The organism is Gordonia bronchialis DSM 43247 (genome assembly GCF_000024785.1).
Classification (GTDB): Bacteria; Actinomycetota; Actinomycetes; order Mycobacteriales; family Mycobacteriaceae; genus Gordonia; species Gordonia bronchialis.
The window spans coordinates 2739260-2758224 of the sequence record NC_013441.1; the positions used below are offsets into that span (position 1 = coordinate 2739260).

Annotated in this window: 25 protein-coding genes and 5 pseudogenes; 15 read left to right on the forward strand and 15 right to left on the reverse strand. The window is 66.7% G+C overall.

The genetic code is table 11. The features are described from left to right. The first annotated feature begins 35 nt into the window (after positions 1–35). Entirely contained in the window at positions 36–608 is a 573-nt protein-coding gene (locus tag GBRO_RS12685; protein ID WP_012834346.1) for a TetR/AcrR family transcriptional regulator, read from the forward strand. Here the strand turns inward: GBRO_RS12685 and GBRO_RS12690 are convergent. Continuing rightward, positions 602–1447 (reverse strand): enoyl-CoA hydratase/isomerase family protein, encoded by an 846-nt coding sequence (locus tag GBRO_RS12690; RefSeq protein ID WP_012834347.1) that lies wholly within the window; start codon positions 1445–1447, stop codon positions 602–604. The two genes, GBRO_RS12685 and GBRO_RS12690, sit on opposite strands and share 7 nt — an antisense overlap. 97 nt (positions 1448–1544) lie before the next feature. On the opposite strand from GBRO_RS12690, the gene GBRO_RS26540 reads away from it, so the two are divergent. Next, the gene (locus tag GBRO_RS26540; RefSeq protein WP_012834348.1) at positions 1545–2009 is read left to right on the forward strand and encodes a hypothetical protein; all 465 of its coding nucleotides are present in this window, start codon (positions 1545–1547) and stop codon (positions 2007–2009) included. On the opposite strand, the gene GBRO_RS12700 is transcribed toward GBRO_RS26540, so the two are convergent. Further along, positions 1984–2439: a VOC family protein gene (locus tag GBRO_RS12700; RefSeq protein ID WP_012834349.1), complete on the reverse strand. Its 456-nt coding sequence runs from the start codon at positions 2437–2439 to the stop codon at positions 1984–1986. The two genes, GBRO_RS26540 and GBRO_RS12700, sit on opposite strands and share 26 nt — an antisense overlap. A gap of 112 nt (positions 2440–2551) precedes the next feature. Between GBRO_RS12700 and GBRO_RS12705 the strand changes: the two genes are divergently transcribed. Together GBRO_RS12705 and GBRO_RS12710 are read left to right on the forward strand one after the other, a co-directional pair. Beyond that, positions 2552–3313 carry an alpha/beta fold hydrolase gene (locus GBRO_RS12705; protein WP_115311696.1) on the forward strand — a complete coding sequence of 254 codons (762 nt, stop codon included), beginning with the start codon at positions 2552–2554 and terminating at the stop codon, positions 3311–3313. A gap of 29 nt (positions 3314–3342) precedes the next feature. After that, complete coding sequence (locus tag GBRO_RS12710) at positions 3343–4026, forward strand: DUF6319 family protein (protein ID WP_012834351.1); 684 nt, start codon at positions 3343–3345, stop codon at positions 4024–4026. Between the two features lie 25 nt (positions 4027–4051). Here the strand turns inward: GBRO_RS12710 and GBRO_RS26320 are convergent, their stop codons facing one another. Further along, the gene (locus tag GBRO_RS26320; RefSeq protein ID WP_227892888.1) at positions 4052–4489 is read right to left on the reverse strand and encodes an SRPBCC family protein; all 438 of its coding nucleotides are present in this window, start codon (positions 4487–4489) and stop codon (positions 4052–4054) included. Here GBRO_RS26320 and GBRO_RS27715 point away from each other — a divergent pair. Then, entirely contained in the window at positions 4385–4729 is a 345-nt protein-coding gene (locus tag GBRO_RS27715) for an IS3 family transposase (RefSeq protein ID WP_227892889.1), read from the forward strand. The genes GBRO_RS26320 and GBRO_RS27715 overlap by 105 nt on opposite strands. Further along, positions 4692–5039 (forward strand): annotated as a pseudogene (locus GBRO_RS27720) (transposase); the annotation flags it as partial. The gene GBRO_RS27715 and the pseudogene GBRO_RS27720, both read left to right, overlap by 38 nt. 4 nt (positions 5040–5043) lie before the next feature. Here the strand turns inward: GBRO_RS27720 and GBRO_RS12720 are convergent. Beyond that, the gene (locus GBRO_RS12720; RefSeq protein ID WP_012834355.1) at positions 5044–5955 is read right to left on the reverse strand and encodes an FAD binding domain-containing protein; all 912 of its coding nucleotides are present in this window, start codon (positions 5953–5955) and stop codon (positions 5044–5046) included. Next, positions 5952–6458, reverse strand: a complete 507-nt coding sequence (locus tag GBRO_RS12725) for a 2Fe-2S iron-sulfur cluster-binding protein (protein ID WP_012834356.1) — start codon at positions 6456–6458, stop codon at positions 5952–5954. Before GBRO_RS12725 ends, GBRO_RS12720 begins: the two co-directional genes overlap by 4 nt. A 159-nt stretch (positions 6459–6617) precedes the next feature. On the opposite strand from GBRO_RS12725, the gene GBRO_RS12730 reads away from it, so the two are divergent. After that, on the forward strand, positions 6618–7121 hold the full coding sequence (locus GBRO_RS12730) for a hypothetical protein (protein ID WP_012834357.1): 504 nt from the start codon (positions 6618–6620) through the stop codon (positions 7119–7121). Between the two features lie 93 nt (positions 7122–7214). Then, positions 7215–8150: an NADP-dependent oxidoreductase gene (locus tag GBRO_RS12735; protein WP_012834358.1), complete on the forward strand. Its 936-nt coding sequence runs from the start codon at positions 7215–7217 to the stop codon at positions 8148–8150. Between the two features lie 88 nt (positions 8151–8238). Here GBRO_RS12735 and mbp1 read toward each other — a convergent pair whose 3' ends face one another. Next, positions 8239–8475, reverse strand: coding sequence for a microaggregate-binding protein 1 (gene mbp1, locus GBRO_RS12740; protein ID WP_012834359.1), 237 nt, complete (start codon positions 8473–8475; stop codon positions 8239–8241). A gap of 299 nt (positions 8476–8774) precedes the next feature. On the opposite strand from mbp1, the gene GBRO_RS12745 reads away from it, so the two are divergent. Further along, a complete protein-coding gene (locus GBRO_RS12745; protein ID WP_012834360.1) occupies positions 8775–9638 on the forward strand; it encodes an alpha/beta fold hydrolase in 864 nt (287 codons plus the stop codon). Between the two features lie 67 nt (positions 9639–9705). Here GBRO_RS12745 and GBRO_RS12750 read toward each other — a convergent pair. From GBRO_RS12750 to GBRO_RS12760, 4 genes and pseudogenes are all read right to left on the reverse strand, one after another. Next, positions 9706–10731: pseudogene (locus GBRO_RS12750) on the reverse strand (lactonase family protein); the annotation flags it as partial. 231 nt (positions 10732–10962) lie between these two features. After that, positions 10963–11418 (reverse strand): SRPBCC domain-containing protein, encoded by a 456-nt coding sequence (locus GBRO_RS27725; protein ID WP_083775693.1) that lies wholly within the window; start codon positions 11416–11418, stop codon positions 10963–10965. Positions 11419–11430: 12 nt separating this feature from the next. Next, positions 11431–12075 (reverse strand): annotated as a pseudogene (locus GBRO_RS27730) (dihydrofolate reductase family protein); the annotation flags it as partial. 1 nt (position 12076) lies between these two features. Beyond that, positions 12077–12289 (reverse strand): ArsR/SmtB family transcription factor, encoded by a 213-nt coding sequence (locus GBRO_RS12760; protein WP_012834363.1) that lies wholly within the window; start codon positions 12287–12289, stop codon positions 12077–12079. A gap of 5 nt (positions 12290–12294) precedes the next feature. Here GBRO_RS12760 and GBRO_RS12765 point away from each other — a divergent pair. Continuing rightward, positions 12295–12804: pseudogene (locus GBRO_RS12765) on the forward strand (IS3 family transposase); the annotation flags it as partial. A gap of 39 nt (positions 12805–12843) precedes the next feature. Here the strand turns inward: GBRO_RS12765 and GBRO_RS12770 are convergent. From GBRO_RS12770 to GBRO_RS12780, 3 genes and pseudogenes are all read right to left on the reverse strand, one after another. Continuing rightward, positions 12844–13354: pseudogene (locus tag GBRO_RS12770) on the reverse strand (ISL3 family transposase); the annotation flags it as partial. 98 nt (positions 13355–13452) lie between these two features. Beyond that, complete coding sequence (locus GBRO_RS12775; protein WP_041919878.1) at positions 13453–13653, reverse strand: serine hydrolase; 201 nt, start codon at positions 13651–13653, stop codon at positions 13453–13455. Next, the gene (locus GBRO_RS12780) at positions 13650–14366 is read right to left on the reverse strand and encodes a TetR/AcrR family transcriptional regulator (RefSeq protein WP_012834364.1); all 717 of its coding nucleotides are present in this window, start codon (positions 14364–14366) and stop codon (positions 13650–13652) included. Before GBRO_RS12780 ends, GBRO_RS12775 begins: the two co-directional genes overlap by 4 nt. An 85-nt stretch (positions 14367–14451) precedes the next feature. Here GBRO_RS12780 and GBRO_RS12785 point away from each other — a divergent pair, with 85 nt between their 5' ends. The 5 genes from GBRO_RS12785 (at position 14452) to GBRO_RS26335 (ending at position 17580) form a co-directional block, all read left to right on the forward strand. Beyond that, positions 14452–14736, forward strand: a complete 285-nt coding sequence (locus tag GBRO_RS12785) for a PQ-loop domain-containing transporter (protein WP_012834365.1) — start codon at positions 14452–14454, stop codon at positions 14734–14736. Next, complete coding sequence (locus GBRO_RS24700) at positions 14736–15320, forward strand: FAD-binding oxidoreductase (RefSeq protein ID WP_052298266.1); 585 nt, start codon at positions 14736–14738, stop codon at positions 15318–15320. The genes GBRO_RS12785 and GBRO_RS24700 overlap by 1 nt, the downstream gene beginning before the upstream one ends. After that, a complete protein-coding gene (locus tag GBRO_RS24705; RefSeq protein WP_052298267.1) occupies positions 15278–16147 on the forward strand; it encodes a BBE domain-containing protein in 870 nt (289 codons plus the stop codon). The genes GBRO_RS24700 and GBRO_RS24705 overlap by 43 nt, the downstream gene beginning before the upstream one ends. Further along, positions 16144–17031 carry an NAD(P)H-binding protein gene (locus tag GBRO_RS12795; protein WP_012834366.1) on the forward strand — a complete coding sequence of 296 codons (888 nt, stop codon included), beginning with the start codon at positions 16144–16146 and terminating at the stop codon, positions 17029–17031. The genes GBRO_RS24705 and GBRO_RS12795 overlap by 4 nt, the downstream gene beginning before the upstream one ends. Before the next feature lie 333 nt (positions 17032–17364). After that, on the forward strand, positions 17365–17580 hold the full coding sequence (locus GBRO_RS26335; RefSeq protein WP_012834367.1) for a hypothetical protein: 216 nt from the start codon (positions 17365–17367) through the stop codon (positions 17578–17580). A 227-nt stretch (positions 17581–17807) separates the two neighbouring features. Here the strand turns inward: GBRO_RS26335 and GBRO_RS12805 are convergent, their stop codons facing one another. Together GBRO_RS12805 and GBRO_RS25285 are read right to left on the reverse strand one after the other, a co-directional pair. Beyond that, a complete protein-coding gene (locus GBRO_RS12805) occupies positions 17808–18146 on the reverse strand; it encodes an ArsR/SmtB family transcription factor (protein ID WP_012834368.1) in 339 nt (112 codons plus the stop codon). A 105-nt stretch (positions 18147–18251) separates the two neighbouring features. Then, positions 18252–18719, reverse strand: a complete 468-nt coding sequence (locus GBRO_RS25285; RefSeq protein ID WP_012834369.1) for a hypothetical protein — start codon at positions 18717–18719, stop codon at positions 18252–18254. Positions 18720–18965: the final 246 nt, after the last annotated feature.

The window sequence follows — 18965 nt, forward strand, 5'->3', positions numbered from 1 at the left end:
ACCGAGGAGTATTCGGGCGGCGTAGAGTTCTGCTCGTGCCACGAACGTCCCCCGACACCCGCAATCGTCTGCTCGACGCGGGACGCCGGCTCTTTGCCGAGCGCGGTGTGCTGGCTCCCACCCTCGACGAGGTCCGGCGTGAGGCGGAGGTGAGCGTAGGTGCCCTCTACCACCATTTCACGGACAAGCAGGCGTTGGCGGCCGCGGTGTATGCGCAGATCATGGGCGAGTACCAGAACGGCTTCCTCGAGATGCTCACCGCGCAGGCGACGGCCGAGGGCGGCATCCGCGGCGGTGTCGATTACCACCTGCGCTGGGTGGGCACCCACCGGGCACAGACCCAGCTCCTGCTCGGCGAACGCCTGGACAGCGAGTCCTTGCAGGCAGCGAATCAGCGCTTTTTCCGGGCGGTCTCGGACTGGTGGCGACCGCACCACGCCTACGGTGCGCTTCCGCCGATGCGGGCGGGTGTCACCTCGGCGCTCTGGCTGGGACCCGCGCAGGAGTACAGCCGACACTGGATCACCGAGAGCGACAAACAAGTCCCGCCCGCGGTCATCGCGGTCTTCTCCGACGCCGCCTGGGCCACGTTCCGGCAGGATCACTGACCTCGGCGCGACATCGTGGCCCGCACAGCGGTTGCGAAGGTCTGCGTGCTGAAGCAACTGGGTTCGGCGAATTCCTCGAGTGTGAGCGCATCGTGCCAGGAGGCATCGGCGCCCGCGCGTAGCAACGGCTTCACCATGGCGGTGGTGTGCGTAGGCAACGCCGCGACCCGTGACGCCCAGTCGTCGGCCGCCGCGAGCAGTTGGTCGTGGTCGACGACCTCTTGCACCAGCCCGATCTCCTTCGCCTGCCACGCGTCGAGGTGCTCGCCGCGCAGAAAGTAGCTCAGCGCCCCCTGGTAGCCGAGGCGTCGGGTCAGTGCCCAGGTGGTTCCCACCTCGGGCAGCAAGCCGAGGCGGCCGAACGCCGGAACGATCACCGCACGGTCACTTGCCAAGGTGATGTCACAGGTCAGCGCCCACGCGAGACCGACGCCTGCGGCGGGCCCGTTGAGTGCGGCGACGAAGATGGTGTCCGCACCGGCGATCGTCCGGGCGATCGCGCCGAATTCACGTCGGATCCACCGCCACATGTCGGTCGTCCCCTCGGCGGCATCGAGGTAGCCCAGAGCGGTGTCCATCATCTGCAGATCGCCGCCGGCGCTGAAGCCCGGGCCGGCACCCGTCAGGATGATCGTTCGGATGTCCGGGGATTCCGTCAGGTCCGCCACCGCTCGGCGCAGTTGCCGTACGAGCGGTGCGGACAACACATTGAGGCGTTCCGGTTCGCAGAGCGTGATGATCGCCCGATCACCCTGCTCTTCCACGAGCACGCGGCGTGGTGCGTCGGGCGCGTCCCCCTCGTCGATGAGTCGTCGATACAGCGAGTCGTCTCGTCCCATGTCGTCGTCCTTCTCTGCCGCGCGGGTCTATGAATACCGAGAATTACTCGGTATGTCCAGAGTAGAACTCCACCACTGACCGGACAAGGGGATCGGCATGGACCATCACACCAGGCGTGGTCGACGCGATATCGAACGCGTATTTCGTTGGACCACAGTCGCATTCGCCGTCGCTCTGTTGCTGCACGGCGCAGATCACCTGCGCCGCGGCATGGACGTGGTCCCGCATGCGGTGATGATCGGCGGCAACATCCAGTTGCTCTTCGCCGCCATCACCGTCGTACTGGTGTTCACCGGCCGCCGGGCAGCGCCGTACTTCGCGGTCGGTGTCGGACTGCTCAGCGCGATCGGCTTCACCGCGGTACATCTGTTGCCGCACTGGGGATTCTTCAGCGACAGCTTCGTCAACGCACCGGCGTGGGCCAGGGTGACGTGGTTCTCCTGGCTCACCGCGATCATCGAGATCGCCGCGGACCTCGCGCTGGCGATCGTCGGCTCAGCCGTCCTGGTGTCGCGTCGACGCAAAGCCGACGCCCCTACCGGGAGTGCGCGGATCGCGTGAGTTCTTCAGACTGGGCGACAATGATCCCGGCCGGGCCTTGAACGTAGCAGAGCCGGTAGATGTCCTCGTACCGCTCGATCGCGCCGATCAACTCGGCCCCGTGGGCTGCCAGCGCGGCCAGTGTGGCGTCGAGGTCGTCGACCGCGAACATGACGCTGCGCAGGCCGAAGGTGTTGCCCAACGCATTGCGCGGTTCGGGATCGATCACTGCCGGGGAGTGGAATTTGGTCAGTTCGAGCCGGCCGTGTCCGGTCGGGGTTCGCATCATTGCGATCGTCACCCGAACATCGTCGAGGCCATTGATGCGATCGACCCATGGCCCGCTGACGGGCGCCCGTCCCTCGGGTTCCAGCCCGAGTTCGGCAAAGAAGGCTGTCGCGGCGTCGAGGTCGTCGACGACGATGCTGACGTGATGCAGTTCCATGGTCATGGTGGTCCTCCTGAAGGTGTCGCGGTGGTCGCCGCTCACACGAAGGACGTAACCGGCCCCGCGTTCTCGACATCGCACCGGCGGATGGCTGCGGCAACGGTAGCGTGGCGGTGTGAACCCAGGTCTCTGCGAGTACACCACCATCTCTCATCCGCAGCCGGATACCCGTGTGTGGCACGAGGTCTACGGTGACGGCAAACCGGTGGTCCTGCTCCACGGCGCGTTTTCCGGAGCATCGTCGTGGGGTGGTCAGATTCCGGCATGGGTGGACGCCGGATGGAAGGTGTACTGCCCGGAACGACACGGCCACGCGCACAGTCCGGACGTCATGGCGGAGTTCCATTACGCCGACATGGCTGCCGAGACGATCGCCTACCTCGACGAGGTAGTCGGCGGCCCGGCGGAGATCGTCGGGTGGAGCGATGGCGCAGTGGTCGGGGTCCTCGTCGCGTTGCAGCGACCAGATCTCGTGCGCCACCTCGTGTTGATCGGTCAGTATCTCAACAGTTCCGGACGTGCCACCGGCGGCATCCTCGACGCTCTCGAATCCGCCAACGACGACCTGATGTCGTTCTTCGCGGCCGAGTACGCGTCCGAGACCCCGGACGGCGCAGACCATTTCCCGATCGTCTTCGCCAAGACGATGGCGATGATCAGTTCCGAACCCGAGATCGATCTGAGCGAACTGTCGGTGATCACGGCACCCACTCTGGTGATGCAGGGAGATCGAGACGAGGTCACGCTGGACCACAGTCGCGAGGTGGTCGACGCCATTGCCGGCGCACGCCTGTGCATCCTGCCCGGCTCCCACCTCATCCCGATCGAGGCACCGGCGGCGGTCAACAGTGTGATACTGCAATTCCTCACCACGTAGGAGACACACCCTGGACCTCGTTCGCACGCGTGTGCGAAGATGTGGCGGTGAGTACGCGGAACAATGCCGGATTGACTGCCGACGACCTACAGTCCCTGTCTGCCGGGCTCGCCGAGGGCAAACGCGTCAGCGTCTATCTCCGGGATCCATTGCCATCACTCGGTCTTGATGCCGGTGCGTCGGCGCGCGTGGTGGCCATCGACGGGTCGACGGTGACGGTCCGCCCCAAGGGCGTCGACGATCAGCTGCCGTTCAGTGCCGACGAGTTGCGGCGAACCCGTCGGGCACCATCTGTCGCCGACGGCCCGCGACGACGCACAAACGCGACCACGGCTTCACCCGCCGACCCGCCGACACCGACGAAAAGTGGTGCTACAGAGATGAAATCACCGTCGGAACCACCGGCACGACCGAAACCCGCACGGCGCGCGCGGCCGACCACCACGGCCGTCGCCATCACCATCACCTCGGGGCCGGGCACCACCTGGACGGTCGGGGTGTCGCATGGCAGCCGGCGGCAAGGTAAGCCCGCCGAGGTGACCGCGGACAAAGTGGCCCGCGCGATGCGTGAACTCGGCGACGATGGAGCGATCACCGCGGTCGACGGCGTGATCGAGTCTGCACGCGAGGCTGCGCAGAAGAGGGTCGAGGAACTCCGTCAGGAACTCGAGACCGCGCGGGCCGCGCTCGCCGACCTCGATGGGTCGGTCTAGCGGGCGAGTGCGTGTCGAGGCGTGATCAACCGGTGACCTCGGCGGCCAACCGGGCGAGGGTGTCCTCCAGCTGATCCGGCGTCACCAGCGGGAATTTCACCTTTTGCAGCAGGTCCTTGTCGGTGACCTTGGACCAGTCATAGGTATGGCGCACCAGGGTCGCGTCCGGACCCTGTGCCTCCAGCTCCCACAGCCATTCCCAGCCCGGGGGTTGCGTGCCGGCCGGCGCGGTCTGCCAGGCGAGGAGCTTGTCCTTGGCGTATCCGGTCACATGGTTGTCGGTCTTGTATTCGCCGCCCATGTGCGGACCGTCCATGTTCATGGTGAAGACCTCGCCGACCTTCTGGATGCGGTCGGCATGGTCGACGCCCCGCACGAATCCCGAACCGTCGAGTTTCTGGTGACGTTCGGGATTGCTGAGCACATCAAACACCTGGTCGATGCCCGCAAGAATCCACGGCACGGGTTCCGGCGGGCGTGGGCACACCTGCGGTTCGACGACGGCATCGAGATCAACAAGAAGAAAGTGCACCGGTTGTGGAAAGAAGAGGGCCTGCAAGTGCGGCGCGCTCCGCCGCAAACGCGCCGGCCAGTCATCGGTCCCGGTCGTTGTCGCGGACGCGCCGAAGGTGGTGTGGGCATTGGACTTTCAGTTCGATTCCACCGTGGATGGGAAGAAGGTCAAGATCGCTTCGATGGTTGACGAACACACCCGGATGTCGTTGCTGAACATCGTGGACCGCTCGATTCCGGCTGAGCGGTTGATCGAGGAGTTGGAGAAGACGTTCGCGATCTGGGGTGGCCCGCCGATGGTGCTGCGCATGGACAACGGCCCTGAGTTCATCTCAGAAGCCCTGCAGGCGTTCTGTGCAGGGTCGGTGGGGATCTCCTACATTCCGCCCGGCACACCGTGGAACAACGGGTTCATCGAGTCGTTCAACAACCGGTTGCGCGATGAGTGTTTGAACCGCAACTGCTGGCCCACACTGATCGAGGCCCGCGTGGTCATCGACGACTTCAAAGACGACCACAACCACCGACACCGGCACTCGGCGCTGGGCTACCAAACGCCGGCCGAGTACGCTGCCGGATGCACCCACCAACATCACCCCGTGCGCGCCAGGGCTTGTGGGCGACACCGCCCAGAGCAATGCGGGCGTCGCGGATTCGGCCCGCGTCGATCGTCAGCTCGGCCGCGACCGACACCACCGCAAAGGCGTAGGACGCACGGTCGCGAACCTTGCGGTAGGTGGCGACCGCACCGGCGGCGACCGGCGGAAGCGTCACGGCGACAATGAGTTCGCCCGGCGCGAGCACCGTGTCGTGGACCGCGTCGTCGGCGGGGAGCCGGTGCAGTTCACGCACGGCGATGCGGCGTTCGCCGGCGGGGCCGAGCACGCTGACCTCCGCGTCGAGAGCACACAGCGCAACCGCCATGTCCGAGGGATGCGTGGCCACACAGGTCTCGGACGCGCCGAGGATGGCGTGATAGCGGGTATAACCGCCGATCGCGGAGCAACCACTGCCGGCAACCCGTTTGTTGCAGGGTGTCGAGAGGTCCTGGAAGTACAAACACCGCGTGCGCTGCAACAGATTTCCACCGGTGGTGGCCAGGTTGCGCAACTGTGGCGACGCGCCCGACAGCAGAGCCCGGGCCAGAGCGGGATAGTCGCGGCGGATCAGCGGGTGCGCCGCCAGGTCGCTGTTTCGGACGTTGGCTCCGATGCGCACGGAACCGTCGTCGGTGGTCTCGACCGAGTCGAGCGGCAGGCGTGAGATGTCGATGACCAGATCGGGTGTGGCGATACCCAACTTGAGGTGATCGACCAGGTTGGTGCCACCGGCCAGCACGGCGGCATCGGGGTGGGCGCGCAAGAGTGTCACGGCACCGTCGACGTCGGTCGCGCGCTGGTAGTCGAACGGGATCATCGGGGACTCACCTGCCGTACCGCCGCCAGGATGTTCGGGTAGGCGGCGCATCGACACAAGTTGCCGCTCAGCCGTTCTCGGATCTCGTCGTCGGTGAGTTCGGGGTCCGCGTCGAGGTCGTCGGAGACGTGACTCGGGTGGCCGGCGGCAACCTCGTCGAGCATCCCCACCACCGCGCACACCTGCCCGGGTGTGCAGTAGCCGCACTGGAAGGCGTCCTGATCGATGAACGCCTGCTGCACCGGATGTAGCCGGTCGCCGTCGGCGAGACCTTCGGCGGTGACGATCGTCGCCCCGTCCTGGGCCACGGCCAGCGACAGGCACGTGGTGACCCGCCGGCCGTCGACGAGGGCGGTGCACGACCCGCACTGGCCGTGGTCGCAGCCCTTCTTCGGCGAGAACACCGACAGCCGATCGCGCAGGGCGTCGAGCAGCGTGGTGCGCGTATCGACGACGACGTCCCGTTCGACGCCGTTGACCGTGATGGTGATCCGGGCTTCCATGGGTGACGTCGTACCCATGGATGGGGTGCGGTAAACGTCTCCCGGCTTGCCGTGTTCCGTCGCGACAGACCGGGCCGACTACGCTTCACCAGCGGCGGCGTGGGCCCGCCGCCAGCGGGCCGGTCACGCCGTGCCCCGTTCCTCAGAAGGGAGTGCCCGGTGTCCCAGGGTTTCCGATCGCCGTCCGACTGGTCGTTGATGGCGCGGACCGTCGCCGACGCCACCGACCGGGGCATCCGCTCCGCGCGAGCTCACGACGGTGGCGACTTCGCCGAGGCCGTCGAGATTCTCGGCGTCCACGCCGATGCCGCCCGTGCGGTGCACGCCCACATGGTGCGTGAGCTCATCGAGACCGCATACCAGGACGGCCTCGACAGTGACGACGTCGCCGACGTCCTCACGCGAACCGTCGCCGACGCCACCGGATGGGATGCCCCGGTAGATCCGACGGCCGTCGCCGTGGTACTCACCGGAGCACTCGGGGTCAACGAGCCAGCCGACCCGGGCGATGCCGGTACGCCGGCCTCATCGGCCTCCCAGGTGATCGGCGCAGCGATCCTGGTGGCGGCTCGTCTGACCACCGATACCGGGGTGGACCATGGGGATTACCTCACGCGGGCCGTCGAGGAGATTCGCCGCGCACAGACCGTCGAGATGCCCTGAACCTGGCACGGTGGTGACGCAGGGGGGACACCGCCGGGCGCTGGGATCACATCCTGGTGGAATCATTCGGGCCGGGAGCCCGTTGCAGCGAACATGCGAGCAATCACTTATGACCACTTCGGCGGCTCCGATGTGCTGGCGCTGAGCGACCTTCCGAAGCCCAAGGTCGGGCCCGACTCCGTGCTGGTGCGCGTCCGCGCGTCGAGTGTCAACCCCGTGGACTGGAAGCTACGCCAGGGTTACCTCGCCGAGATCATGGATACCGTGTTCCCGGTGGTGCCGGGATGGGACGTTGCCGGGGTCGTAGAGCAAATCGGTTTGGACACAGACGAATTCGAGGTTGGCGACGAGGTGTTCGGCTACGTCCGCAAGGACGTGGTCGGCGGAGAGGTGGCCGGCGGCACGCTGGCCGAGTTCGTCGCCGCGCCGGTGCGCACACTCGCGCACAAACCCGACGCCTGGTCCTTCGAGGAGGCTGCGGCCGTCCCACTCGCGGGACTGACGGCATACCAGACAATTCATCGGGCCGGTCTCTGGTCCGGTCAGAGTGTCTTGGTCCACGCTGCGGCAGGTGGTGTCGGCTCGTTTGCGGTGCAGATCGCGCGATCGGTTGGCGCCCGCGTGATCGGCACGGCGTCGGAAGCCAATCACGACTATCTGCGGCGGTTGGGCGCCGAGCCGGTGACCTACGGGGAGGGCTTGGCCGAGCGGGTACGTGCGCTGGAACCCGAGGGTGTGGACGTCGTTCTCGACTATGTGGGCGGTGACGCCCTGGATTCGGTGCCGGACGTGCTGCGTGCGGGCGGCACGGTGGCCTCCATCACCGATGCCCGTGCGCGCGATGAGTTCGGCGGACAGTACGTCTGGGTCCGGCCCAGCGCCACAGACCTCGCCGAACTCGCCCGGCTGGGTCAGACGGGTGAACTGAAGCCCGAGATCGCCGAGGTGTTCGATCTGGCCGACGCCGCTGCCGCGCACGAACGCAGCGAGGCCGGCCACGTGCGCGGCAAGATCGTCATTCGCGTGTGAGAGCGAAGGGCCGGTGCGCCTGTCGTCGCACACCAGCCCTCCGGGTCTCTCGACCCACCGCGTGTCGTCGCCAAATGGCCCGAGTCGGCTAATCCTGTTCGGCGCGTTGACGTTCCTCGTCGACCCGAGCCTCGGCCCGGGCCTTCTCGGCTTCGGCTTCCTTCTCGGCGGCGGTGCGCTGGGACTCGGCCTTGTCTTGTTGTGCTTGGCCTTCGCGCGTCATCGAATCCTGGCCGGTGACAGCGCCGACGGCTTCCTTGGCCTTGCCCTTGACATCTTCGACGACGCCCTTGATTCCCTCGGCGGGGCCGCTGTTCTCACTCATCGATGCACTCCTCGCAATTTGGTGGTCGTTCATCACAGGGCGACAAGCCCTGGACTGCGAGTACCCACTGCCTCTGAAGTCAAACCCGACGGCACGTGCACGTCGCGCGATCCGGTGCTGAGCAGCACCGACGACGGCGTGGGCTGCCCCCACCGCCAACTTACGGTACCGTAACCACAGGGGCACCCATCATCAGTCGTCGCGATCGGGTGGACAGCCGTCGCGGGGATGGGCCCGCTCGGGTGGCGACGGATGAGTGCGTCGGACGGTGATGGAACCGAACGACAGGAGGGAAGATCGTGACCAACGATTACACACATCTTGACCTGCACGGCGACAAAGTGGCCTACCGTGATGTCGGTCGAGGGGACACAATTCTGCTGATCCACGGGATGGCGGGAAGTTCGGCGACCTGGGACGCCGTGCTACCGAAACTCGCGGCGCATCATCGGGTCATCGCCCCCGACCTACCGGGCCACGGGGAATCCGACAAACCGCGCGGCGATTACTCCCTCGGCGCGTTTGCGGCGTTCCTGCGTGACCTGCTCGACGAGCTTCGCGTCGAGCAGGTCACCGTGGTCGGTCAGTCGCTGGGTGGTGGCGTCGCAATGCAATTCACGTATCAGCATCCCGACTATTGTTCGCGCCTGGTGCTCATCGGTAGCGGGGGACTGGGACCTGACGTCAGTTGGATGCTGCGGCTACTGGCGGCGCCCGGCGCCGAACTCCTGCTGCCGGTGATCGCAGCGAAACCGGTTCTGCGCGTGGGTGACACGGTTCGATCGTGGGCACGGTCGGCCGGTATCGGGTCACCTCGGGCCGATCAGACCTGGCGTGCATACGCGTCGTTGTCCGACGCCGCGACTCGGCAGGCCTTCTTGCGCACCTTGCGATCGGTGGTCGACTATCGCGGTCAAGCGGTCAGCGCGCTCAACCGGCTGTATCTCAACGCCGATCTACCCACCTTGCTGATCTGGGGTGACAAGGACAAGATCATCCCCGTCGCCCACGGCGTCGCCGCACACGAGGCGATCCCCGGCAGCCGACTCGAGATCCTGCCGGGGATCGGCCACTACCCCCACGCCGAAGCCCCCGATGATGTGATGGCGATCCTTGATGACTTCTTCGCCACCCGACCGGCCCACACCCGCAAGACCGGCTGAGGTCGTCGGACGACTCTACCGAGACGAAACCCGGTTCATCCGACCACATTTCGGAGCTTTCCGGTTGTCAGGAAATCCCTGCCCGGGTGAACACGATGGCCGATGGGCTGCCGGTGGCGACCACCGTGGGGCAGGCTCGTAAAGCGCCGGTAGCAGGGGAGTAGTCGAACGCCACGATGGTGTCGGACCTCTGGTTCGCGACGTAGAGGGCGGTGCCGGCGGGATCGAAGTTCATGAATCGCGGCTCACGACCCTGCACCGAGGTGAAGACCGGGGCGCCCACAAAACCTGCGGACGTGATCGGGTACGAGGCCACCGACTCGTGACCGCGGTTGGACACGTGAACAAATCGCGCGTCGCGATCGAGGATGACCTCCGCCGCTGCGTTCTCACCGGCGAACTCGCGCGGAAGCGTCGAAACACGTTGCACCAAAGTCAGGTTCGCGGACCCGGCGTCGTATCCGCAGACGCCGAGGTGTGAGGACAACTCGTCGACGACGTACACCATGGGTAATCGCGGGTGATAGACGAGGTGACGAGGCCCCGCACCAGGTGCGGCGCGCACAGGTGGACCGAGTTCGGACAGCCACCCCGAGCTTGCCGTGTAGCGCAGTCGGTGCAGCCGGTCGGTGCCCTTGTCGGGGACCACGATATGGGTGCCGGAGGAGTCGAATCGAACCTCATGAGGGTGGGGGCCGGTCTGGTCACTGTGCACCGGCCCGGGTTGTCCGGTCAGGTCCAACAGCTGGGTACGCGCAGCCAACCGACCGTCGGATCGACGCCGGAAGACCGCGACCGACCCGGTGGCATAGTTCGCGGCGACGAGGTGGCGCTCGTCGGGGGACAGCGCCAGATGCACAACGTTGGTGCCGCCGGTGTCGTAGTGCTCCAGGACCCGCAGGCGTCCCGTGTTCGCGTCGATGCGCAGTGCCGAGACCCAGGAGCCGTCGCCGTGGGCGGCGTACAGCGTGCGTTCTTCGCTGTCGGTGATCAGGTAGGACGGGTTGGGCGCGGTCGCGGTGGTGTCGATGAGATGCCACGATCCGTCGGCGGCGATGTCGAACACCCCGATACCGGTACCGGTGCCGCGGCGCTGCGGTGTCGTATAACAGCGACGTAGGCGCGAAGTGCGCCTGTGCGGCTGGTTGGTACTGACGGAACGCTATCGCCCATGGCCGGCCTCCTCTCGTCCCATCGTAGGGACCGTTGATGTGGTCCACGCCGTACGAACGGCGTCACGGCGGCGGACTCATCAAGCGCCTCCTCGACGGCCGTCAGGGCTCGAGTGGGCTGCGACGCTGGCTGCGTTGGCGGGAAACTCCCGTCACGCGGCGTCCAGCGCGTCGAGTAGCCCGCGGGTGCCCATTTCACGGTTGGGCCCGTCGGCCCAGAATCGATCGAGGAAGATGCCGTGCTCGCTGTGTGTGAACCGGGTGCCCCCGGGGATCGGGTCGAACTCCAACGCCGCCAACGACGTTGACATGTGGACGCCGTCAAGCCACATGTCGTAGGTGGTGACGATGCGGTTGTGCTCGACGATGTCGGTGTAGACCGCCTCGTACCGCGAGAGTGGCCCATCGTGGAACTCCGCCTCGGCGATGTCACGTCCGCCGACGCGGAAATCAAAGGCCCACTCGGTGGGTTCGGCTGCGTCACCGGCACCCCACCACGACAGCTTCTGCTGCTCATCGGCAAACGAGTCCCACTCGCGCACGACAGGTACGAGGTAGTCGCGGGTCAGGGTGAACTCGGCGCGGGCCAGGCGTCGTTCGATCGTCACGGGCGTGTCCCATCGCGTGAAGGTGACGTGGATCGTGCCGCTCTCCGCGACTTCCGTCGTGACCTTGTGGGTGCGATCGAGGTCGGGGAGATCGTCCCACAAGCGCGCGCCCCGGCCCAGGACGATCGGCGCGATCATCAGGTGCAGGTCGTCGACCAGGCCGGCTTTCAGGAACGCGCGGGCGGTGCCGATGCCGCCACCCACGCGGACGTCTCGTCCGCCCGCGGCCTGCGCCGCTTCGGTGAGCACGTCTTCCACTGCGCCACTGCGGAAATGGAAGACCGTACCACCTGCCATCAGCAACGATGGACGTGGCGCGGTATGGGTGAGGACATAAACCGGGGTACCGAACGGAGGTTCATCGCCCCACCACCCCTTCCAGTCCGGATCGGCGGGGAATGTATGCAGCCCGAACATCGCGGCTCCGATGATCTCGGCACCGACACCCTCGAAATGCGCTGCGGCGTATGAGTCGTCGACACCGGTGGTTCCGGCTCCGGTGGTGTCGCCGAGAACACGCTCGTGGAATGTCCGCGTGGCGCCGTACGCCGCGGTAAGACGTCCCCAGTCGTCCCCCATCGGATTGTCCGGGGAGATCCCGGTTGTCGCGGTACGGCCGTCCAACGAAGTGAACAGATCGATGCGAATACGAGTCATGTCAAGCCTCTTTCGTGCTGGTCCGGGTCAGGTGGATGCCGAGTTGGTCGGCCTGGTGTTCGGCAGGAGTGCGTTGCTCGCCAAGCCACAGATGCAGTACATCGAGGGCACCGGGTCGCAGACTGACCGTGCGAACGCGTCCGTGCTTGTGCGACAGGATGATTCCCGCATCCTCGAGAACTCCGAGATGCTGCATGAACGAGGGGAGCGCCATCGAGAAGGCTGTGGCTGACCGACATCACGGAGCACCGCACCCGTGAGGGCAAGGTGTTCATGTGCGCCGTCAAGGACGTGTGGTCCAACCGGCTCGTCGGGTACGCGATCAGCTCGCGGATGAAGGCCCGCCTGGCCGTGCAGGCGTTGGAGCACGCCGTGGACACCCGCGCCCGGGCCGGCGTCGACGTGGCCGGGTGCATCGTCCACAGCGACCGCGGGTCCCAGTTCCGGTCCCGCAAGTACCTGCGGGCGCTATCCCGGCACAACCTGCTCGGATCCATGGGCCAGGTCGGCTCGAGCGCGGACAACGCCGCCATGGAGAGCTTCTTCGCGCTGCTGCAGAAGAACGTCCTGGACCGCCGAACCTGGGACACCCGCGACCAGCTGAGGCTGGCCATCGTCACCTGGACCGAACGGACCTACCACCGCCGACGACGCCAAGCCCGCCTCGGCAAGTTGACCCCCATCGAGTACGAGACCATCATGACCACACCGGCCACCCAGGCCGCGTGACCAACATGTCACCTATCTATCCGTGCAGCAGTCCCCGCGTAGGTGCTCGTCGACCCCGATCGCGCTCACCCCGTCGAACCGGGCCGGGTCGTCGATCAAGGCACGCTTGCCCTCGGCCAGGACGGCGTCGTTGGCGGTGTTCCACGCGACCGCGAGCCCTTCGGCGACCCGTGCCACCGTGAGGTGCTTGAGCACGATCGCTTCCAGCGCCCACCGCAGTCCACGCCCTGACAACTTCGCCCGCGGCTCCGCCGCCTTGGTGGTGTCCTGACGCCACACGTGGCCGCAGTGCGGACATCGGTAGCGGCGGACCGTCACCACCAGCGTCGTCGGGCGCCACCCCAGCGGCTCGTGCGCCAACTCCCGGGTGAACCGTGTCCCTGGGCGCGCCCTCGCAGCCACACCGTCGACACCACTGGTCAGGCTCGACCACCCGACACGCCAGGACCGCACGGTCAGGCTCCAGCCGCTGCCCCACCGCCTCCAGGCCCAGCTCGTCAAGGCGGGCGAACGTGGTCAGGTCAGGGCAAGCGAAGGTAGCGTCAGGCACGTCGAGGTCTTCCAGATGGTCAGTGTGAGAACTTCCATCCTGCGAAGGCCTCGACGCCTACCCCCGCACCGACGCGCCGATCACCCCGAAGTCAGCTCCTACACCCTCAAATGTGAAGAGCCGCTCTTCGTGCCGCTGGCGATGCCGAACAGGGTGTCAGGGCCGTTGGGGATTCCCAGGTCGCGCCGGGCCATGCCGTAGCCGCGGCTGACGGCCGGCGCTCCCTCGCGGTCGACACGGATCACCCCGGAGAAGCGCACGTCCGCAGCGATCTCGTCGAGTGCACTTTCCAGACTCACGACCTCACCCCTGTCCTGCCATCCACACCGTCCGTGCCGTGTACAGAGTCGGGCGCCTGACCGGTCAGCGTGGAGATGAGGTGATCTCCGACCCACTGCTCGGCCTGGTCCCAGCTCCACGAGCGGCCGCGGACGAGCAGCGCCCAGAACTCGGGCGACATGGCCATCCAGACCAGGTCGACGGCCTGGGCCTGCCCGAGCGTGGGGGACAAGGGGGTTACTGATTGCAGGTCGCGGACGATGCCTCGGGCGCCGAACAGCCGCTCGGCATCAGCCGTGGCTACGAGCTCGCGCAACTGATCGTCGCCGTCGCCGGCCGTGACGGCGGCCACCAGCTGGCTGTAGATGGGCAGCACCCGCTCTGCGACCGTGCGCATCAGACCCGCGTAGCCGCGAAGCTTTGCTGCCGGGTCGAGCTCCTCGAGCACCGCAACGAACTCGGGCCGGTGCCGGAAGGCGACCTCGGCCTGGTCACCGACCAGGGCAATGTCGTAGGCCCGCTTCACCAGGTCGGCCTTGGTCGCGCAGATCTTGTAGAGCATCGCACTCGAGATGCCTGCCTCACGGGCCACCTCCGCCATGGTCATCGCGGCCCACCCCTTGCTCGTCAACAGGTCCCTAGCCGCGGCGACGACTCTTTGCTGGGTGCGTTCGGCCTGGGCGCGGCGCTGGGGGCTGTGGTAGTCGCGACGGGGGTTCTGGGACGTCGCCATCAGATCACCGACTTTCTATTGGGTTGACGCAGACTCTACCAGTATCTACATTGGGTGGAGTCACTTACTATCGAAAGGGGGGTCCATGACGCTCACCACCGCATTCGGCGCCTTCTCGGCCGCGCTGTTCGCGCTGAGCCAGGTCCCCACCCTGTTCAAGGCCGTGCGCACTCGTGACCTGGCGTCGTACAGCCTGACCAGCCTGGTGATGGCCAACGTCGGCAACCTCCTCTATTCGGTGTACGTGATCAGCCTGCCGGCGGGACCCATCTGGTTCCTGCACGGCTTCTCCTTCGTGATCACCGCCCTCATGCTCGGGCTCCGCATCGCCTACCCCACCCGCACCCTCACTTCAGTCCAGGAGGATTGATGTCTCAACGCACCCACAACCACGTCGGTCACCACCGGCTGACGCCCGGCACCCAGGAGCATGCCGCGGCGACGTCGGCATGGAACCGGCTCACGGTCCACCGGCCTGCCGCCGTGTTCGCCCCCGCCGACGTCCACGACGTCGCCCACGCGGTGCGCTGGGCCGTTCGAGAGGAGCTGGGGGTGGCCGTGATGGCGACCGGTCACGGAGTCGCCGGTGTCGGCGAACACGGTGTCTTGATCAACACGGCCTCGCTTCGCTCGGTCTGCATCGATGCAGCGCGACGCACCGCCACGGTCGGGGCGGGAGCACATTGGTCCGACGTCCTCCCGGCGTGCGCACCCCACGGTCTCGTCGGAATCTGCGGGTCCAGCTCGCAGGTCGGCGTCGTCGGCTTCACCCAGGGAGGCGGCTTCGGCTGGCTCAGCCGGAGCCTCGGCTTCGCCTCGAGCTCGGTGCGCGGCGCGGAACTGGTCACCGCGTCGGGCCGGGTCAGGACGCTGCGCCGAGACCGTGACGACGACCTCGACCTGCTGTGGGGGTGGCGGGCGGCGCCAGCAACTTCGGAGTCGTCACCAGCCTGACCCTGGACCTGCACCCGATCCGCGGGGTGTACGCGGGCAGCCTCTACTACCCCGTCGACCGGGCGAGCGAGGTGATCCCAACGTACGCCAGCTGGTCGGCCTCGCTCCCCGCGGATGCCATGAGCGCGCTTGCGCTGAGCGGATTGCCCGACGCGCCGAGTGTGCCGGAGCCGTTCCGGGGTCGTCGCTTCGTCGTAGCCCGCGGCTGCTTCCCCGACCTGACAGCCGGCGAGGACCACGTGCACGAACTGCGTCGCCAGCTCGGCGACCCCGACATCGACACCTGGACGAAGCGAGCGGCCACCGATCTCGACGGGGTCAGCCTCGACCCCACCAGCCCGCTGCCGTTCGTCCAGCGCGGGGAGTCACTGACCGACATCACCGACGAGGTGACTTCGACACTGCAAGAACACGTCATCCCGCACCTCGGCACCTCGCTGGTGATGTGCGAGATGCGGCAACTCGGCGGCGCCATGGATACCTCACCTCGCGGCCCGCACCCGATGGCGGACACCAGCGCCCGGTTCAGCATCAACTGCATCGGCGTGGCCCCCACGCCCGACGCCGTGGCCGCGGTGCGCACAACCCAGGAGCGGATCTTCACCAGCCTGCGCCTGCACCCAACCGGGGACACCTACCTCAACTTCCTCGACGGCGACGCCACACCGGAACGAGTCCGCGCCGCTTACACCCCGCAGGACTGGGAGCGCTTGGTCGCTCTCAAGAACGAGCACGACCCCCACAACGTGCTCCGGTTCAACCGCAACATCCCTCCACACGCACCCTCCTCGATCCCATCCATCCATCAGAACGGAGCACCCTCATGAAAACCATCCTCGTCACCGGCGCAACCGGAACCATCGGCCGACATGTCGTCCCCGCGTTAGCCCACCATGGGCACCGACCCCTCGCCTTCGGGCGAGACCCACAACGACTCGCGGCGACCCATCCGGGAATCCAGGCCAGAGTCGGCGACTTCGGCGACCCCGAGACCCTGCGGGCCGCCATGACAGGGGTCGACAGCGTGTTCCTGGCCAGCCCCAACACACCAGATCAGGTCCAGCACGAATGCGCCGTCATCGACGCCGCCGCCGCGTGCGGCGTCAGGCGGATCGTCAAGCTCTCCGCCCGCGGCGCGGACGAGACCTCCCCGGTCGCGTTCTGGCAATGGCACGCCGCCATCGAGTCCCACCTCGAGCGCAGCGGCGTACCGTACGTTGCGCTGCGGCCGGGCTTCTCCATGGCCAATGTGCTCGGGCATGCCGACCAGGTCCGCGACCACGACATCTTGCCGGCACCCGCCCTCGCCACCCCCGTCGCCATGGTGCATCCAGCCGACGTCGCCGAGGTCGCGGCGCACCTGCTCGCCACCGACCCGTTCCCCACCGAGCGTGTCCTCGAACTCACCGGACCTCAGGCCATCACCTTCACCCAGCTGGCCGAACTGCTCACCGATGTCGCCGCACGCCCCATCGCCTACGCCGGCGGGACCGACGACCAGGTGCGGCAGTCACTGGATCAAAGAGGAGTCCCCGCATTCGTGACCGATCAGATCCTCGCCATCTTCGACCAGCTCCGGACAGGAGCCCAGGCGGCGAGCACCTCGGCGGTCACCGACGTGCTCGGAAGGCCGGCACGCCCTGTGGGTGCGTTCCTCGCCGAGAACGCCGCCGCCTTCAAACCAGCACGTCAAACCCGGAGCGCATCATGACCACCCCTGCAGACGCAGCACCCTCGCAGCCAGTGATCCAGGCCAGCGCACCCGGTGGACGCGCTCCGGACATCCTGCGGCGGCTGCTGGCCGTCGTGGCCCCCATCCCGATGATGGCAATGGGCACGTTCTACCTGATTAGCCCATTCCCCGGTGACGCGCCGCTTCCGGAGCAGGTCGCCGTCGCAACTCAGGACCCGGGCCGCATCCACCTGATGGAGTGGCTCACCGTCCCCTTCATGTTCCTCCTTCTCCCCGCCGTCGCTGCTGTCATCTGGGTGTCATATCGAGGGGCACCGCGATTGACCACCGCAGCAGCCGTTGTGGCCGGCGGTGGACGCTACCAACCTGCAAGGCCCGGTGTTCCCAGCGGCACTCATCGTGGAGAAACACATTCCTGTCGACCCCGTCGTCCAGCTTGAGGCGGCGATCGAGGAACACCCGATCATGCTGCTCGCCGGCCTGTCCTTCATCATCGGGATCACCTTCGGGCTGCTCCTGCTTGGTTTGGCCCTGTGGCGCAAAGCCCGAACATCGCGGCTCCGATGATCTCGGCACCGACACCCTCGAAATGCGCTGCGGCGTATGAGTCGTCGACACCGGTGGTTCCGGCTCCGGTGGTGTCGCCGAGAACACGCTCGTGGAATGTCCGCGTGGCGCCGTACGCCGCGGTAAGACGTCCCCAGTCGTCCCCCATCGGATTGTCCGGGGAGATCCCGGTTGTCGCGGTACGGCCGTCCAACGAAGTGAACAGATCGATGCGAATACGAGTCATGTCAAGCCTCTTTCGTGCTGGTCCGGGTCAGGTGGATGCCGAGTTGGTCGGCCTGGTGTTCGGCAGGAGTGCGTTGCTCGCCAAGCCACAGATGCAGTACATCGAGGGCACCGGGTCGCAGACTGACCGTGCGAACGCGTCCGTGCTTGTGCGACAGGATGATTCCCGCATCCTCGAGAACTCCGAGATGCTGCATGAACGAGGGGAGCGCCATCGAGAAGGGCGCCGCGAGCTCGGACACGACGGCAGGTGCCTTCGCGAGGCGTTCGACGACCGCCCGACGCGTCGGATCCGCGAGGGCACGGAGAATGGCATCGACGTCCGATCGATACTTAGGCACACACCTAAGTATCGACTCTTGCGCGGTCTCCGTCAAGACCTTTTGCGCAAGACCTGAACCACCATGAACCCGTCCGCCGCCGCACTGTACGCAAGCCTGATGCGCTCAGAGCGCGACGATGATGCCGCTATATGCGGTGCACACCTTGCCCCGACCTGGAATTCCTATGCGGCACAGGCGAAATTGCTTGGCGTTGTAGCGCGTCGACCGCGTCCACTGGCCAACCGCCGGCACGCCCCGTGGGGGTACGGAGGCCAAGCGATACCACCCGGTGGCACGCAGTATCGGAGTGCGTCGGGCAATCTTCTCACTAACGGGTGCCGCGATGCTGCGTCCCTCGAGGACAACCGCCCGCCTGCCCGCGTCGTTACGCAGTGCATAGACTCCACCGTTGCGGTCAAGCTGGACCGCGTCGGCGGTCCCGTACCAGTCCGCGAGACGGACATGGGGAGCAGGTTCACGCTTTGCCGTCACGGGCCCGGCATGGGCCGATGGCGCAGCAGATAGTCCTACCAACACGATGAGGCTCAATGCAGCCGTCCACAGAATCTGACGAAACTTCTTCCGCGTCATGGGTTACTCCTCCGTCGACAGCACAGTTGCACGCACCACCTAACGTGTTGGCCGATTCCCATCAGGGTAGGTGAGGCGGGAGCGTGCGCCTTCGCCGACTCGCCGCCCAATGAAGATGGATTGACCGTCAGCGCGATGGCCGGGATCGGCCGGGCTGAGCTGGTGGTTCGGGTCGTAGGCTGGACTCCAGCGATCTGCATTCTGTGCTCGGTGTGCTGCGTGACCGGTCGCGTCGCGACGTTCATT